This window comes from Pseudomonas sp. S2_H01, from assembly GCF_054668305.1.
This window is the reverse complement of sequence record NZ_CP162756.1, coordinates 890,717-905,280: the sequence shown is the minus strand read 5'-3', so window position 1 is coordinate 905,280 and position 14,564 is coordinate 890,717. Positions and strand designations below refer to the sequence as shown.

At 59.1% G+C, this 14,564-nt stretch carries 14 protein-coding genes and 1 tRNA gene; 12 read left to right on the top strand and 3 right to left on the bottom strand.

Going from position 1 to position 14,564, the window contains the following annotated elements:
* Positions 1–93 precede the first annotated feature (93 nt).
* The 3 genes from purC (at position 94) to AB4N84_RS04010 (ending at position 1,504) form a co-directional block, all read left to right on the top strand.
* On the top strand, positions 94–807 hold the full coding sequence (gene purC / locus AB4N84_RS04020) for a phosphoribosylaminoimidazolesuccinocarboxamide synthase (RefSeq protein WP_460045336.1): 714 nt from the start codon (positions 94–96) through the stop codon (positions 805–807).
* A gap of 92 nt (positions 808–899) precedes the next feature.
* Positions 900–989 (top strand) — tRNA-Ser (locus tag AB4N84_RS04015).
* Positions 990–1,060: 71 nt separating this feature from the next.
* Positions 1,061–1,504, top strand: coding sequence for a DUF86 domain-containing protein (locus AB4N84_RS04010; protein WP_460045334.1), 444 nt, complete (start codon positions 1,061–1,063; stop codon positions 1,502–1,504).
* A 7-nt stretch (positions 1,505–1,511) separates the two neighbouring features.
* On the opposite strand, the gene AB4N84_RS04005 is transcribed toward AB4N84_RS04010, so the two are convergent.
* Both AB4N84_RS04005 and AB4N84_RS04000 read right to left on the bottom strand, forming a co-directional pair.
* On the bottom strand, positions 1,512–1,739 hold the full coding sequence (locus AB4N84_RS04005) for a helix-turn-helix domain-containing protein (RefSeq protein ID WP_346829497.1): 228 nt from the start codon (positions 1,737–1,739) through the stop codon (positions 1,512–1,514).
* Between the two features lie 605 nt (positions 1,740–2,344).
* Complete coding sequence (locus AB4N84_RS04000; protein ID WP_460046933.1) at positions 2,345–2,437, bottom strand: hypothetical protein; 93 nt, start codon at positions 2,435–2,437, stop codon at positions 2,345–2,347.
* Between the two features lie 404 nt (positions 2,438–2,841).
* On the opposite strand from AB4N84_RS04000, the gene AB4N84_RS03995 reads away from it, so the two are divergent.
* The 7 genes from AB4N84_RS03995 (at position 2,842) to AB4N84_RS03965 (ending at position 11,626) form a co-directional block, all read left to right on the top strand.
* Positions 2,842–4,530, top strand: coding sequence for an NAD-dependent malic enzyme (locus AB4N84_RS03995; RefSeq protein WP_460045332.1), 1,689 nt, complete (start codon positions 2,842–2,844; stop codon positions 4,528–4,530).
* Positions 4,531–4,758: 228 nt separating this feature from the next.
* Complete coding sequence (locus AB4N84_RS03990; RefSeq protein WP_460045330.1) at positions 4,759–6,429, top strand: GMC family oxidoreductase; 1,671 nt, start codon at positions 4,759–4,761, stop codon at positions 6,427–6,429.
* Between the two features lie 264 nt (positions 6,430–6,693).
* Positions 6,694–8,343: a phosphoethanolamine transferase gene (locus AB4N84_RS03985; protein WP_460045329.1), complete on the top strand. Its 1,650-nt coding sequence runs from the start codon at positions 6,694–6,696 to the stop codon at positions 8,341–8,343.
* Positions 8,336–9,001 carry a class I SAM-dependent methyltransferase gene (locus AB4N84_RS03980; RefSeq protein ID WP_460045327.1) on the top strand — a complete coding sequence of 222 codons (666 nt, stop codon included), beginning with the start codon at positions 8,336–8,338 and terminating at the stop codon, positions 8,999–9,001. The genes AB4N84_RS03985 and AB4N84_RS03980 overlap by 8 nt, the downstream gene beginning before the upstream one ends.
* A gap of 133 nt (positions 9,002–9,134) precedes the next feature.
* Complete coding sequence (gene rnd, locus AB4N84_RS03975; protein ID WP_460045326.1) at positions 9,135–10,268, top strand: ribonuclease D; 1,134 nt, start codon at positions 9,135–9,137, stop codon at positions 10,266–10,268.
* The gene (locus AB4N84_RS03970; RefSeq protein ID WP_074752643.1) at positions 10,265–10,558 is read left to right on the top strand and encodes a YcgL domain-containing protein; all 294 of its coding nucleotides are present in this window, start codon (positions 10,265–10,267) and stop codon (positions 10,556–10,558) included. The genes rnd and AB4N84_RS03970 overlap by 4 nt, the downstream gene beginning before the upstream one ends.
* A 135-nt stretch (positions 10,559–10,693) precedes the next feature.
* Entirely contained in the window at positions 10,694–11,626 is a 933-nt protein-coding gene (locus AB4N84_RS03965; RefSeq protein WP_460045325.1) for a D-2-hydroxyacid dehydrogenase, read from the top strand.
* 204 nt (positions 11,627–11,830) lie between these two features.
* Here the strand turns inward: AB4N84_RS03965 and AB4N84_RS03960 are convergent, their stop codons facing one another.
* Positions 11,831–12,424: a nitroreductase family protein gene (locus AB4N84_RS03960; RefSeq protein WP_074752641.1), complete on the bottom strand. Its 594-nt coding sequence runs from the start codon at positions 12,422–12,424 to the stop codon at positions 11,831–11,833.
* A 291-nt stretch (positions 12,425–12,715) separates the two neighbouring features.
* Between AB4N84_RS03960 and AB4N84_RS03955 the strand changes: the two genes are divergently transcribed.
* Together AB4N84_RS03955 and AB4N84_RS03950 are read left to right on the top strand one after the other, a co-directional pair.
* Positions 12,716–13,165: a YcgN family cysteine cluster protein gene (locus AB4N84_RS03955; RefSeq protein ID WP_460045324.1), complete on the top strand. Its 450-nt coding sequence runs from the start codon at positions 12,716–12,718 to the stop codon at positions 13,163–13,165.
* A 68-nt stretch (positions 13,166–13,233) separates the two neighbouring features.
* Positions 13,234–14,481, top strand: coding sequence for a hypothetical protein (locus AB4N84_RS03950; protein WP_460045323.1), 1,248 nt, complete (start codon positions 13,234–13,236; stop codon positions 14,479–14,481).
* Positions 14,482–14,564: the final 83 nt, after the last annotated feature.

Below are 14,564 nucleotides of genomic sequence, written 5' to 3'. Positions count from 1 at the left end.
ACGGGGCGACAGCCCGGTTGTTGTTAACGGGCGACTCGCCCAGAACCTTTTTACTGGGCGCCTCGCCCGAACTTTTTGCAAGCGGAGCCCATCATGGAAAAACGTGAAGAACTCTACCGCGGCAAGGCCAAATCGGTTTACAAGACCGACGACGCCGACCGCTTGATCCTGCTGTTTCGCAACGACACCTCGGCGTTCGACGGCAAGCGCATCGAACAGCTCGACCGCAAAGGCATGGTGAACAACAAGTTCAATGCCTTCATCATGCAGAAGCTCGAAGCGGCCGGCATTCCGACCCAGTTCGACAAACTGCTGGCCGACAACGAAGTGCTGGTCAAGAAGCTCGACATGATCCCGGTCGAATGCGTCGTGCGTAACTACGCCGCAGGCAGCCTGGTCAAGCGCCTGGGCGTCGAAGAAGGCATGAAGCTCAATCCGTACACCTTCGAACTGTTCCTGAAGGACGACGCCAAGGGCGACCCGTTCATCAACGAATCCCACGTCGTGGCATTCGGCTGGGGCACCGCCGAGCAACTGGTGCGCATGAAGGAACTGTCCCTGAAGGTCAATGACGTGCTGACCAAGCTGTTCGACGACGCAGGCCTGCTGCTGGTCGACTTCAAGCTTGAATTCGGCGTGTTCAGCGACGGCTCCATCGTCCTGGGCGACGAATTCAGCCCGGACGGCTGCCGCCTGTGGGACAAGGACACCAAGAAGAAAATGGACAAGGACCGCTTCCGTCAGGGCCTCGGTGACGTCATCGAAGCCTACGAAGAAGTCGCCCAGCGTCTCGGCGTACCGCTCTAAACCGCGAAAACGCTGCAAGCATCTGAAAGAACGCGAAAAAATCCAAAAAAGGATTCGCGTTCTTCGCCCAAGCTGTTATGATGCGCGCCGTTGGAGAGATGCCGGAGTGGCCGAACGGGACGGATTCGAAATCCGTTGTACTGGCGACAGTACCTAGGGTTCAAATCCCTATCTCTCCGCCATTACAAATAAAGCCCCAGAAGTTATGCTTCTGGGGCTTTTTTGTTTTTGGCGGCCACAAAAGGAGCGGTCCGTGTTCGATCCAGATAGGGAAATGTTTAATGCCGCGCTGCAGATAAAAGTAGGTTCCATCTCGCGGCATGTCGAAAGGGCCAAGGAAGAGTTCGAGAAAGACTCTTCAACGTTTGCCGACGACATCAGTCGTTACGATGCGGCGATATTGAACATTATTCGCGCTTTCGAAGCTGCTGCGAGCGTCGGACAGTTGATCATCTTTCACGCAAAGCTGGGTGTCCCTCGGGATACCGACCACGTGTTCGATCTGCTGCTTTCCCGCTGCGGGTTAACGACGCTGATGCCGACCATGAGCCTGTTGGCGGATTACTGCCACAAGGCACTCCATGATGATCAGGTGTTCACGCCTCTCGAGACGTCTGCGGTCATAACAGACCATCTGGACGTTTTGATTCAATTCGCTGAGGCCATGCTGGCAAATGATCTGACATCGCCACCTTGACGCTTGGTTATTCCAGGCTGGCCAGCATTGTCTTCGGATCCTTCCCCATTCCTCGGCATATCTCGATGAATTCGATGACGTCCAATCTGCGCTCTGAATTCTCCGTTTTCGATACGAATGACTGGGGTCGGCCGAGCCTGTCGGCCAATTCTTTCTGTGTGAGTCCTTCGGCGACGCGTGTCTCCATGAGCAATCTCACGAGCGTTTGGTACCGAGCGTTGTGGATAGTCTTCACGGCGAGCTGCCTTTCATTGGGCCAGCCGTGTAAATAAACCTGATTTGGGATTAACCCAAAATAGGATATTGAGCTATGCTTCTGCCCATGGATATGTAAATGGTAGGGAGTTCTTCTTGGCTATGAATCAGAATGGGACCCGGATTAAGAACGCTCGGCATCGCGGCAGATTGGCAATCCGAGAACGCGGGCCCGCGCGGAAGATGACTGAAGATCAGGTCGTCAGCGCCATGTATGCCTACCTCATGACGAGTTGGGATGAACTGCCTCACGCGCACAAGGTGGCGCTGGGATTTGACTCGGTGGTTGGCGGTGAGCGAGAGGAGGTCGCGCTCAGGCGGCTTGCCAGGATATTCATGGACTACGCCGAGCTGTCTTGTAAGCGAGCGTTGGCAGCAAGGCGTAGACGGCTGAGCAACGCCTAGCTTGAGCCTGAAGGCGGGTTTCTCAGGCGTCTTGTTCTGTGATTGCCCGAACGCAGGTCGATAAAAACCCCACCGCTTATTGATCGTCACCTTCGCACCCAGCGCACCCAGCAATATGAGCGTCGTGTCATATCGAGGCGTTGCGCCGGGTGCGAGGGGGTTGTGAAGGTTCTCCCTGTCTCAATCGCTTGCCAATTGACCTTGCGCTTTGGCGACTTCGGCCAATGCCTTCAGAAAGACCTCAGGGTCTTCCTCCTCACGCGACGCCGTCAGAAACTCGGAAACCGTTTCAGCCTCCGTCAGGTATCTGGATATATCCAGCGGTTTGAGCTCGCTCGTGGGTTTACCTCTGTCTCCAGGGCGCTGAAGGATCTGTTTTTCTGTGTGAGGTCACGCAGTAGGGATGATTGGCCGCCGCCGATCTGCAAACGATACACGACTTCTCCCTGACAACTCTTTCACTGTCCAACCCCGTCGCCCTCAGCCATCATTTCGCAATCGTGTGCGTGACAAAATGACGCAACCACGCCGAGACGAGTAAGATAGGCACCCTGATTTTTCATCTCCCCATTTTCTTCGGACGGATCCTGCGTTGAGTGTCGTGAAACATCGACCTCCGGGGCACCGTTTCGATTACGAATTGACAGAGCAAAACAGAGAAAAGGCGATCACTGAAAATGACCAAGACCTCGCGACCTTTATATATTTCCTACGCTGGCCCTTCGTTGCTGGAGATGCCGCTGCTCAACAAGGGCAGTGCGTTCACGCCGCAGGAGCGTGTGGATTTCAACCTGATCGGCTTGTTGCCGCAGAACGTTGAGACCATCGAAGAGCAGGTGACCCGCGTTTACAACCAGTACCAACAGTGCGCGAGTGATCTCGACAAGCACATCTATCTGCGCTCGATTCAGGACAACAACGAAACGTTGTTCTTCCGCCTGCTGGATTCGCATCTGGAAGAGATGCTGCCGATCATCTACACGCCGACCGTGGGTCAGGCGTGCCAGGAATTCTCGAAGATCTACCGCACCCACCGCGGTCTGTTCATTTCCTACCCAGAGCGTGATCGCATCGACGATATCCTGCGCAGCGCAACGAAAGATCGCATCAAGATCATCGTGGTCACCGACAGCGAGCGCATCCTGGGTCTGGGCGACCAGGGCATTGGCGGCATGGGCATCCCGATCGGCAAACTGTCGCTGTACACCGCGTGTGGTGGCATCAGCCCGGCGTATACGCTGCCGATCGTGCTGGACGTGGGCACCAACAACCAGGAGTTGCTGGACGACCCGATGTACATGGGCTGGCGCCACAAGCGTGTGACGGGTAAAGAGTACGAAGACTTCATCGCGCTGTTCATCGAAGCGGTTCAGCGTCGCTGGCCAGACGTGCTGTTGCAGTTCGAGGACTTCGCCCAGACCAACGCCATGCCGTTGCTGGAGAAATACCGCGACGAGCTGTGCTGCTTCAACGACGACATTCAGGGCACCGCGTCGGTGGCCGTGGGTACGTTGCTCGCGGCCTGTAAGGCGAAGAACGAAACGCTGGGTCAGCAACGCGTAGTGTTCCTGGGCGCCGGTTCCGCTGGTTGCGGGATCGCCGAGCACATCATTGCCGCGATGGTCATCGAGGGCTTGAGCGAAGCCGAAGCACGCAAGCGCGTGATGATGGTCGACCGCTTCGGCCTGCTGACCGACAGCATGGATAACCTGTTGGACTTCCAGAAGAACCTTGCCCAGAAAGCAGGCGACGTGGCGGGCTGGTCGAGCGGCGAGGGTTATCCTGAATTGCTGGACGTGGTCAGCCACGGCAAACCGACCGTGCTGATTGGTGTATCGGGCCAACGCGGTCTGTTCACCGAGCAGATCATCCGCGAAATGCACAAACACTGTGCCAAGCCGTTGGTGATGCCGCTGTCCAACCCGACCTCGAAAGTCGAAGTCACGCCGCAGGAGGTCCTGACCTGGACCAACGGCGACGCGCTGGTGGCCACAGGCAGTCCGTTTGCGCCGGTCACTGTGGGCGACCGCACGTTCCACATCGCCCAGTGCAACAACTCCTACATCTTCCCGGGCATCGGCCTGGGCGTGATCGCGGCGAAGGCCACGCGCATCACGGACAAGATGCTGATGGCGGCTTCCAATGCACTGGCTGAATGCTCGCCGATGGTCACCGGCAAGGGCGACGCGGTACTGCCGCCGCTGAAAGAAATCCAGGACGTGAGCAAGAAGATCGCACTGGCGGTGGCCAAACAGGCTCAGGCCGAAGGCGTGGCGCTGGAAACCACCGAAGAGATGCTGGTGGAGGCCATCGAGCGTAACTTCTGGATGCCGAGCTATCGCAGCTACCGTCGTAGCGCGGTGTAACGGCCTGCGCACTTCGCTTTATGTAGGAGCGCGCTTGCCCGCGATCACAGTGGGTCAGCTAAATATTGCTTGCTGACCCACTGTGATCGCGGGCAAGCGCGCTCCTACGTAGTGATACCTGCCGCTTCACAAAGACCGCCCCATGGAAACATGCGGCGGTCTTTTGTTTTGTGACGAAAAACTTCAGGATGTCCCCTCGATAAAAACAAAAAGATCGACGAGGGACGCATGCAAACGGACAGTGTGCTCTATGACTACGTGATCGTCGGCGCTGGCCCGGCCGGGTGCTTGCTGGCGAATCGGCTGTCACTCAACCCTTCACACCGTGTTCTGTTGCTCGAAGCGGGCGGGCAGGACAATTACGCCTGGATTCACGTGCCGGTGGGTTACCTCTACTGCATTGGCAATCCGCGCACCGACTGGTGTTTCAAAACCGAAGCCGAACCCGGCCTGAACGGGCGAGCCTTGAATTATCCGCGCGGCAAGGTGCTGGGTGGCTGTTCGTCCATCAACGGCATGATCTACATGCGCGGGCAGTCCCGTGACTATGACGCGTGGGAAGCGCAGGGCAACAAAGGCTGGGGCTGGCAGGACGTATTGCCGGTTTTCAAACGCTCGGAAAGCCACTACGCCGGCGACTCCGACCTGCACGGCGGGCAAGGCGAATGGCGCGTTGAGCAGCAGCGTCTGAAGTGGACCTTGCTCGATGCCTTTCGTGAGGCCGCCGCACAGACAGGCATTCCCTCGATTCCAGACTTCAACGGTGGCGACAATGAAGGTTGCAGCTACTTTCAGGTCAATCAGCGGCGCGGCGTGCGCTGGAATGCGTCCAAGGCGTTTCTGCGTCCGGTGGCTCAGCGGCCAAACCTGACGGTGCTGACCCACGCCGAGGTCTCACGCATCGAGTTCGAAAATGGCCGGGCCAGCGCGGTGCTCGGCAAGGTCGGTCATCAGGAACGTCGCCTGAGTGCCAAGCGCGAAATCATTCTGTGCTGCGGTGCTATCGGCTCACCGATGGTGCTTCAACGGTCGGGGATCGGGCCGCGCCCGTTGCTGGAAAGGCTCGGCATCGGCGTGCGTCATGAGCTGCCGGGCGTCGGCGCCAACCTGCAGGATCACCTGCAGTTGCGGTTGATCTACAAAGTCAGCAATGGGCGGACGTTGAACCAGATGGCCGGGAGCCTGTGGGGCAAGATGAACATGGGGCTGCGTTACGCGATCAATCGCAGCGGGCCGCTGGCCATGGCACCGAGCCAATTGGGCGCATTTGCCCGCTCAGGGCCGGAGCAGGCGACTGCGAATCTGGAGTACCACGTGCAGCCGTTGTCGCTGGAACGCTTCGGGGAACCGCTTCACCGCTTCCCGGCGTTTACCGCGTCGGTGTGCGATTTGCGCCCGCAGAGTCGCGGCACCGTGGAGGTCCGCTCGGCCCTGGCGGACGCAGCGCCCCTCATTCGTCCCAACTATCTCAGCCACGAGACTGACCTGAAGGTCGCCGCGGATGCCATTCGCCTGACGCGTCGCATCGCATCAGCGCCCGCGCTCGCGCGTTTCGAGCCGGTGGAGTACCTGCCCGGCGCCAGCCTTCAAACCGATGAAGAGTTACGCCAAGCCGCAAGCAGCATCGGCACCACCATTTTTCACCCGGTCGGCACCTGCAAAATGGGGCAGGGACGCGACGCGGTCGTCGATGAAAGGTTGCGTGTGCATGGGGTGACGGGGCTGCGGGTGGTGGATGCGTCGATCATGCCGACCATCACCTCCGGCAACACATGCTCCCCTACCGTGATGATTGCCGAGAAGGCCGCGCAGATGATTATTGAGGATGCGATCGTCGACGACAAAGGGATCAGTGCTGGCACAGCGCCCCTTGCAGAACTGGCTGTCGAGCCCCTTTAAAGGCTCGGCTTTTAGGTAAAGCGTTCTCTCAGACCGTTTCGAGATGACTGAGAGAACGTACTCGCCTGCAATCGTCTCCAAATGCCGCGCGTCTTGACCAACGCTTACCCTCGGACTCTTCCTGCGGAAAAAGAAGTCAGCGCCAGACCTTTTGTTCTCATCCTTTTCACAAAAAATTGATGGCACGCTGCCTAAAGTTCGCGACGTCGAAAGAGTTTGAATTCTCTTGGTCGACGGTGTCTTTTTTCAGTCAAGCAGACCCTCATGCCGAACATAAAAGCAGTTCGTCCGGAACTCGTGACCGCGCTCGCCAGCATTTTTTTATTGCTCGGGTTTAACCTCACGCTCTGGCAGCACCTTTTCGCCATTACCGATTTCAACGGTAAGGGACTTCTGTTGCGCGGTGCTTTTGCGTTGATGGTGTTTTGTGCTTTTAATATTTTTCTGACGTTATTCGCTTTCAAGCGCGTATTGAAACCGGTATTGATTGCGCTGTTTCTGGTTAGCGCGGGCGTTGCTTACTTCATGAGCCAGTACGGCGTCATGATTGATGCCGGTATGTTTCGCAACTTTGCCGAAACCAATGCGACGGAAGTGCGCGACCTGTTGTCGTTGAAATTGGCAGCGTATGTGTTGTTCCTCGGCGTTCTGCCTTCGGTGATTCTGTGGAAGACGCCCATTATTTACCGTCGTTGGCCACGTGAAGTGTTGAGCAAGGTGGTGGTCAGTACCGTGTGTGCATGTGCGATCGGCGGTGTGGCGCTCATCAATTATCAAGGCCTGTCTTCACTGTTCCGTAATCACCATGAACTGCGTTTGATGGTGGTGCCGAGTAACTACATCGGTGCCTCGGTGGGCTACCTGAGTGAACAGGTCAAATCAGCTCAACAGCCGTTTGTGAGTATCGGGCAGGACGCGACGCTGTCCACCGAGTGGCAACAACACAAGCGCAAGTCGCTGACAGTATTGGTGGTCGGCGAGAGCGCCCGTGCCGAGAACTTCGGCATCCTGGGCTATAAGCGCGATACCACGCCTCAATTGAAGAAAGAACGAGGGCTGCTGACGTTCACCGACGTGCACTCCTGCGGGACGGAGACGGCCGTTTCGGTGCCGTGCATGTTCTCAAACATGGGCCGCAAGGATTACGACGCCAGCGCGGCCAAGAACAAGGAAGGCATGCTCGACGTGCTCAAACGCGCTGGTCTCGACGTGATCTGGCGTGACAACCAGTCCGGCTGCAAGGGCACCTGCGATCGCGTGACCCTGCAGGATGTGAGCAACCTGAAGGATCCTGTCCTGTGCGCCAACAATGAGTGCCGCGACGAGATTCTGCTGCAGGGCCTGCAGAACTTCATCGACCACCTGGACAAGGACACCGTGCTGGTACTTCACCAAATGGGCAGCCACGGCCCCGAATATTTCAAGCGTTACCCGAAAGCGTTCGAGAAGTTTACGCCGGTGTGTGAAAGCAATGCGCTGAACAATTGTTCGCGGGAAAGTATCGTCAACGGTTATGACAATACGCTGCTGTACACCGATCATGTGCTGGCATCGTTGATCGATACATTGCGCAGCAATCAGGACAAAGTCGATACCGCGATGTTGTATTTGTCCGACCATGGCGAATCATTGGGTGAATACAACCTGTTCCTGCACGGCACGCCTTATATGTTGGCGCCGGATCAACAGAAGCACGTGCCGATGATTGCCTGGTTCTCGGATAACTATCAGCAGTCTTTCGCCGTCGACACGCATTGTTTGCAAAACGAGCGTAATGCCCCGCTAAGTCAGGACAACCTGTTCCACTCGATGCTCGGCTTGTTGCAGGTTCACACCAGCGTCTACAACCCGGCGCTCGACATGTTCGCCGGCTGCCGGGGGATATATACGGACGGGGTACTGGCCAATGAGTGAGCAGGCGACCGATAAACGCCAGACCCAGCACTACGTTCAGCACCATGAACAGGGTCTGGCACGGCGTTTGAGCCTGTGGCGCGATGCGCAACTGGCGCGTCAGGCATTGCGTGATGCCGGGGAGCCCGGACTGGTGCTGGATCTGCCGTCAGGTGCCGGGCGGTTCTGGCCGGTGCTGGCCGAACACAGCAACCGCGTGATCCTCGCGGCCGACCCTTCGACTGACATGCTGGATATCGCTGAAGCGCAATCCTCCGTGGAAATCCGCAAGCGCATTCGCACGTTTCAAAGTTCGGCGTTTTCCATCGGCCTGTCGGCGAACGCCGTGGATTGCATCTTTTGCATGCGGCTTTTCCACCACGTCGCCGACAGCGAAAAGCGGATGGCGATTCTCGAAGAATTCCACCGCGTGACCCGCGACACCGCGATTGTGGCGTTGTGGGTCGATGGCAACCTCAAGGCCTGGCGACGAAAGCGCCAAGAGGGCAGCCGCCTGGACGCGAGCGGTACGCCGACCGTGCGCAATCGCTTTGTGGTCTGCCGTTCCGACATTGAGTCGGAGTTTGCACAAGCCGGTTTCCGCGTTGTCGGGTATCACGACTTCTTGCCGGGTTACGCCATGTGGCGCGTCTATGTGCTGCGTAAAGCGGGCGAGTGATCCGATGAGCGGTCGTCGGAAAGTGCCTTGTCGATAAACACGCAAGATGAAGTTGTTCAAGACTTGCAGGACGGATGCCCGGTAAACGCTTAGAGCGATATATACTGCGCGCCATTCTTCAAGGGAGAGCCGTGTGGCCATCGATATTCACTGGATTCGCGACGACGACAGCCTCGCCCAACATTGCGCACAGTGGCAGACGCTGCCGTTTGTCGCGCTCGACACCGAATTCATGCGGGTCGACACCTTCTATCCCATCGCCGCGCTTTTGCAGATTGGCGATGGCTCGCGGGCCTATCTGATCGATCCGCTGCTGATCGATGACTGGAAACCCCTGTCTGCGCTGCTGGAAAACACCGATGTCATCAAAGTGGTTCACGCCTGCAGCGAAGACCTGGAAGTCTTGCTGCGCCTGACCGGCAGCCTGCCCGCGCCTCTGTTCGACACTCAACTGGCCGCTGCCTACCTGAACCTTGGGTTCTCGATGGGCTATTCGCGGCTGGTGCAGGAAGTGTTGAACATCGAGTTGCCCAAGGGCGAGACCCGTTCGGACTGGCTGCAACGACCGCTGTCCGAGACGCAGATCAGCTACGCCGCCGAAGACGCCGTGCACCTGGCCGAGGTCTACAGCCTGCTTCGCCCGCGTCTGTCTGACGAAAAATACGCCTGGGTGCTGGAAGACGGTGCCGAACTGGTTGCCAACCTGCGTCGTGAAACTGACCCGTATGAGGTCTACCGCGAGGCCAAGCTGGCGTGGAAGCTGTCCCGCGCGCAATTGAACGTGCTGCGCGAGCTGTGTGCCTGGCGTGAGCAGCAGGCACGCCTGCGCAATCAACCGCGCAATCGGGTATTGCGCGAACACTCGCTGTGGCCGCTGGCCAAGACCCAGCCGGACAACCTCGCCGCACTGGCGAAAATCGAAGACATGCACCCCAAGACCGTGCGTCAGGACGGCGAGTTTCTGCTCGACCTGATCCAGAAAGCCGGCAGCGTGTCCCAGGACCTGTGGCCGCCGGCATTGCCGGAGCCGCTGCCCATCGAGGCGTCCAATGTGTTGAAGCGCCTGCGCGCCATTGGTCAGCAACAAGCCGAACGCCTGGACATGGCGCCGGAGCTGATGCTGCGCAAGAAGACGCTCGAAGCCCTGCTCAAGACCGGTTTTCCAGACGGTCCCTATAAACTGCCCGACTCGCTGCGTGGCTGGCGCCGCGAGTTGATGGGTCAGATGCTGCTCGACAGCCTGGCCAATGCCGGAGAACAGCCTTGAAACGTATTTGCTCCATCTACCGCAGCCCTCGCAAGAACGAAATGTACCTTTACGTGCTCAAGAGCGATGCGCTCGAACGCGTCCCGGTCGAACTGCTCACCGCATTCGGCAAGCCGCAGCACGCGTTCGACCTGGTCCTGACGCCTGAACGCGCACTGGCCCGTGAAGACATTCACACGGTGCTGGCGAACCTCGAGAAGCAGGGGTACCACCTGCAGATGCCGCCTGCCGAAGACGAGTACATCGAGCATTTGCCCGAAGAGTTGTTGCGCCGCAACGACCCGGTCTGACCGACGTTCGACCCCGTCATTCATCACGGGGGTTTACCGGACCGCTGTCAGCTTCTGCTTGCCCCGTCTTCTTTGAGTTCGGTGGGCGTCAGATGCCTTGCGGTCGCATGTCCTGTTTTTCTGAGTTTTGAATCCATGCGCGTTCTGATTGCCGAACACGATTACCCTGTTTACACCGAGTTACTTCGCAAGGCCGCTCCCGACATCGAAGTGCTGAGCAGCGGCGACTCCGCCGAGCTGTCAAAAATGGCGGCCCAGACCTCGATCTGGCTGGGTCAACCCGACCTGCTCGCCAACCTGCTGCGCCAGGGCCACACCCCACAGTGGCTGCAATCGACCTGGGCAGGCATTACGCCGCTGCTGGCGCCTGGGCTGAACCGGGACTACCGGCTGACCCGCGCGGTCGGCATTTTTGGCCAGGTCATGGCTGAGTTCGTGCTGACCTATATGTTGGTGCATGAACGTGAAGTGCTGGCCCGGCTGGTGAGCCAGGTCGAGCGCAAATGGGACGACCGGATGGGCCAGAGCCTGGCCGGGCGCAAGGCGCTGATCGTCGGCACCGGCGACATTGGTGTCCGGGTTGCCGAGTTTCTGGTGCCGTTTGGCGTTGAGCTGTATGGCATTGCATCCAGTGCGCGCACACAGGCGCCCTTCGTTGAAGTGGGTGCGCTGGAGGATTTGCCGCGTTTGGTGGGCGAGGTTGATTTCGTGATCAATCTGCTGCCCAACACGGCTCAGACCCACGATCTCTACGACGCGAAGCTGTTCGCTAAATTCAAACCCTCGGCGCTGTTCATCAACGTCGGGCGCGGCGTGGCGGTGGTCGATGCCGATCTGGTCCAGGCGTTGAAGGAGGGTCATCTGGCGGGCGCGGTGATTGACGTCTGCCGTCAGGAACCATTGCCGCAACGCCATCCGTTCTGGACGGCCTGGGGGTTGCTGCTGACCGGTCACAGTTCTGCACCGACCTCGCCACCGGCCATGACCCAGTTGTTCGTCGAGAACCTGAAAGCCTACGCCGCCGGTGAAGCGTTGCGCGGGGAAGTGGATTTCGCGAAGGGTTATTGAGCGTTAGTGGGGCGCCCTTGTAGGCGCGCGCTTGCCCGCGATCTGCCGGGAACCGGCAGCAAGACCTGTGCATGCGGGGTGTCAGGCATGATCGAGTTGCCTGATTTTGCTACCGCTGCGCGGTAGATCGCGGGCAAGCGCGCTCCTACAAAAGCTGCGTCAACCTGACGTTTCGAACCGGCAGCAAGAATGGCTCACACCGCCTTACAAACTGAAATCCCCTTCAGCCGCCAGCTCTGCCAAAGGTCGACGCGGGCTTGGCGTTTCGCGGGCTTGCAGGTAGTCGGCCAAGGTCGATTTGTCGCCCAGTTTGCCAATCGCCACCGCAGCGTGAATCGCGTAACCCTCGGGGATTTTCAGCTCCTTGCGCGTCAGCTCCTGATCGAACCCCGCCATGCCGTGGGTGTGCCAGCCGCTGAGGCTGGCTTGCAGTGCCAAATGACCCCACGCCGAACCGGTGTCGAAGGTGTGCCACAGCGCAGGTGTTTCTTCTGTGGCGCCGGGTGCGGTAAAGGTGGTCTTGGAGATCACGATCACCAGCGCCGACGCGTGCTGCGCCCAGCCTCGGTTGAATTCGTTCAGCAGCCCCAGGAAGCGTTCCCAGTTCGGCGTATCGCGTCGGGCGTACAGAAAGCGCCACGGTTGGGAGTTGTAAGCCGAAGGCGCCCAGCGTGCGGCTTCGAAGAAGCTCAGCAGGGTTTCCTGAGGAATGCTTTCGCCGGTGAAGGCCCGTGGCGACCAGCGATCGGTGAATTGGGGGTCAATGGCGTATTCGGCAACACGTGGGTTGGCGCTCATGGGTATTCTGATCCTGAAGAGTGAGTAAACCGCAGCGCGCGAACCGGCGTGCGGGATCAATCAGATGGGCCGTGGACGGCAGGCATCGTCGAACGGGCAGCTGTCGAAAGTGACAGTTGATGCGCAGGTCGCCCGCAAGGCTCTGGCGCCTGCGTGCGAGGGCATAAAGCTACTGCGCCGGCCGTTCGCTGGCAAGTCTGCGCTTACCGACAGTCGCCAGCGCTTGGCCCGGCTGCGATGTGCCACTAGACTGGCGGCCTTTTCATTGCCCGATGCTGATTTCTCGAAACCATGGCCGCCAAAGTCGAACCGTTCTGGATGCGTAAAACCCTCGATCAACTCGATTCGGTCGAGTGGGAATCGCTGTGCGACGGTTGCGGCCTGTGCTGCCTGCAGAAACTCGAGGACGAAGACGACGGCAGCGTTTATTACACGCGCATCGCCTGCAAGCTGCTGGACCTGAAGACCTGCCAGTGCACCGATTATCCGAATCGGCGCGACCAGGTTCCCGATTGCATTCAACTCACGCCGGGCCAGGCCGATGAATTCAAGTGGCTGCCACCGACGTGCGGTTACCGTCTGGTCAGCGAAGGAAAAGATCTGCCCCTTTGGCATCACCTTGTATGTGGCGACCGGGAGCAGGTCCACAAGGAACGCATTTCCCAATCGGGGCGCATGCTCAGCGAAAAGAATGTCGCCGAAGATGACTGGGAAGATTATCTGATCTTCCGCGCGGGCTGATTTGCCTGCGCCTCTACAGGCGTTCGCCACCCGATCCCTGAGCCTGTCGCAACAGGAGTGGTCTTTCCGTGCGTTACCAACTGCCGCTGTGTGCTGTTCTGCTGTTCTTTGGTCTGCCCGCGTGGGCGGCGAAAAAAGTCGATCTGGATTACCACGTCACCTTGCTCCCGCAAAGCGATCAGGCAGAAGTGCGGGTGACGCTGGAGCAGGGTACTGCGGTGCGCAGCCTGGATTTTGATCTGGGCGATCACGGCTATTTCAGCGACTTCAACGCAGACGGGCAATGGACGACCGCGCCAGGGCCGAACAGTGGCAGATTGCGTGGCGTGTGGAAGCCTGCCGCTGGCAAGGCAACGTTGACGTACCGCGTGCATGTCAGCCGCCCCGCGGCGAGCCCTTCGATGGAGAAGCCGCGCTACGACAGCCGCATGACCGCTGATTGGGCATTGTTTCGAGGCGAGGACCTGGTGCCAGGCGCACGCCTGGATCAGCAGGAGGGTGTGCGCCTGCAGGCGCGATTGACCTTCGATTTGCCGACCGGCTGGAAGCACATCGAGACGTCATGGCCGCGCATCGGCAAGAATCGTTTTCGCATCGACAACGTCTCCCGGCTGTTTGATCGCCCGACCGGCTGGATGCTGGCCGGCAACCTGATCAATCGGCGTGCGCGGCTGGGTGACACCGAGGTCACGGTGAGTTCGCCGAAAGGGCAGGGCATGCGGCGCATGGAAACGTTGACGCTGATGACCTTTGTCTGGCCGAAGCTGCAAGCGGTGTTTGCGCGTACCCCGGGCAAGTTGCTGGTCGTTGGCGTGGCTGACTCGATGGCGCGCAACGCCAGCGCCGGGCATGACTCGGTCTTTCTTAACAGCAATCGCCCGCTGATCAGCGAAAGCGGCGTGAGCCCTTTGGTGCGCGAGCTGGTGCAGGTGTTCGGTCGCGTGAAGGCCCGTGATCGCAGTGACTGGATACCCGAAGGCCTGGCCGAGTACTACGCTGTCGAGCTGCTGCGTCGGGCGGGCGGCATGAGCGAAGACCGGTATCAGGATTGGCAGTCGATACTCACGCGTATCAGCCGCAAAGTCAGCACGCTGCGCGCCGACCCTGTCGACCCCGCGATGACGGCCCGGGCGGTGCTGCTGCTGATTGCGCTGGATCAGGAAATTCGGCAACGGACCGACGACCAGAAGTCGCTGGATGACGTGGCTCAGGGTGTGATGCGGATGGGGCCGGTGAGCACGCAAGACTTCGTGCAGGTGGCCGCGGGGGTGATGGGGGAGCCGTCGAAGGTGCTGAGCAGTAGCCTGCTTGAATAACAGTCATCAAAACGGTGATCGCTTGATCGCCGGCTACAGCCTGTGGGAGCGAATTCATTCGCGAAAAATCGTTCAGCCGATAC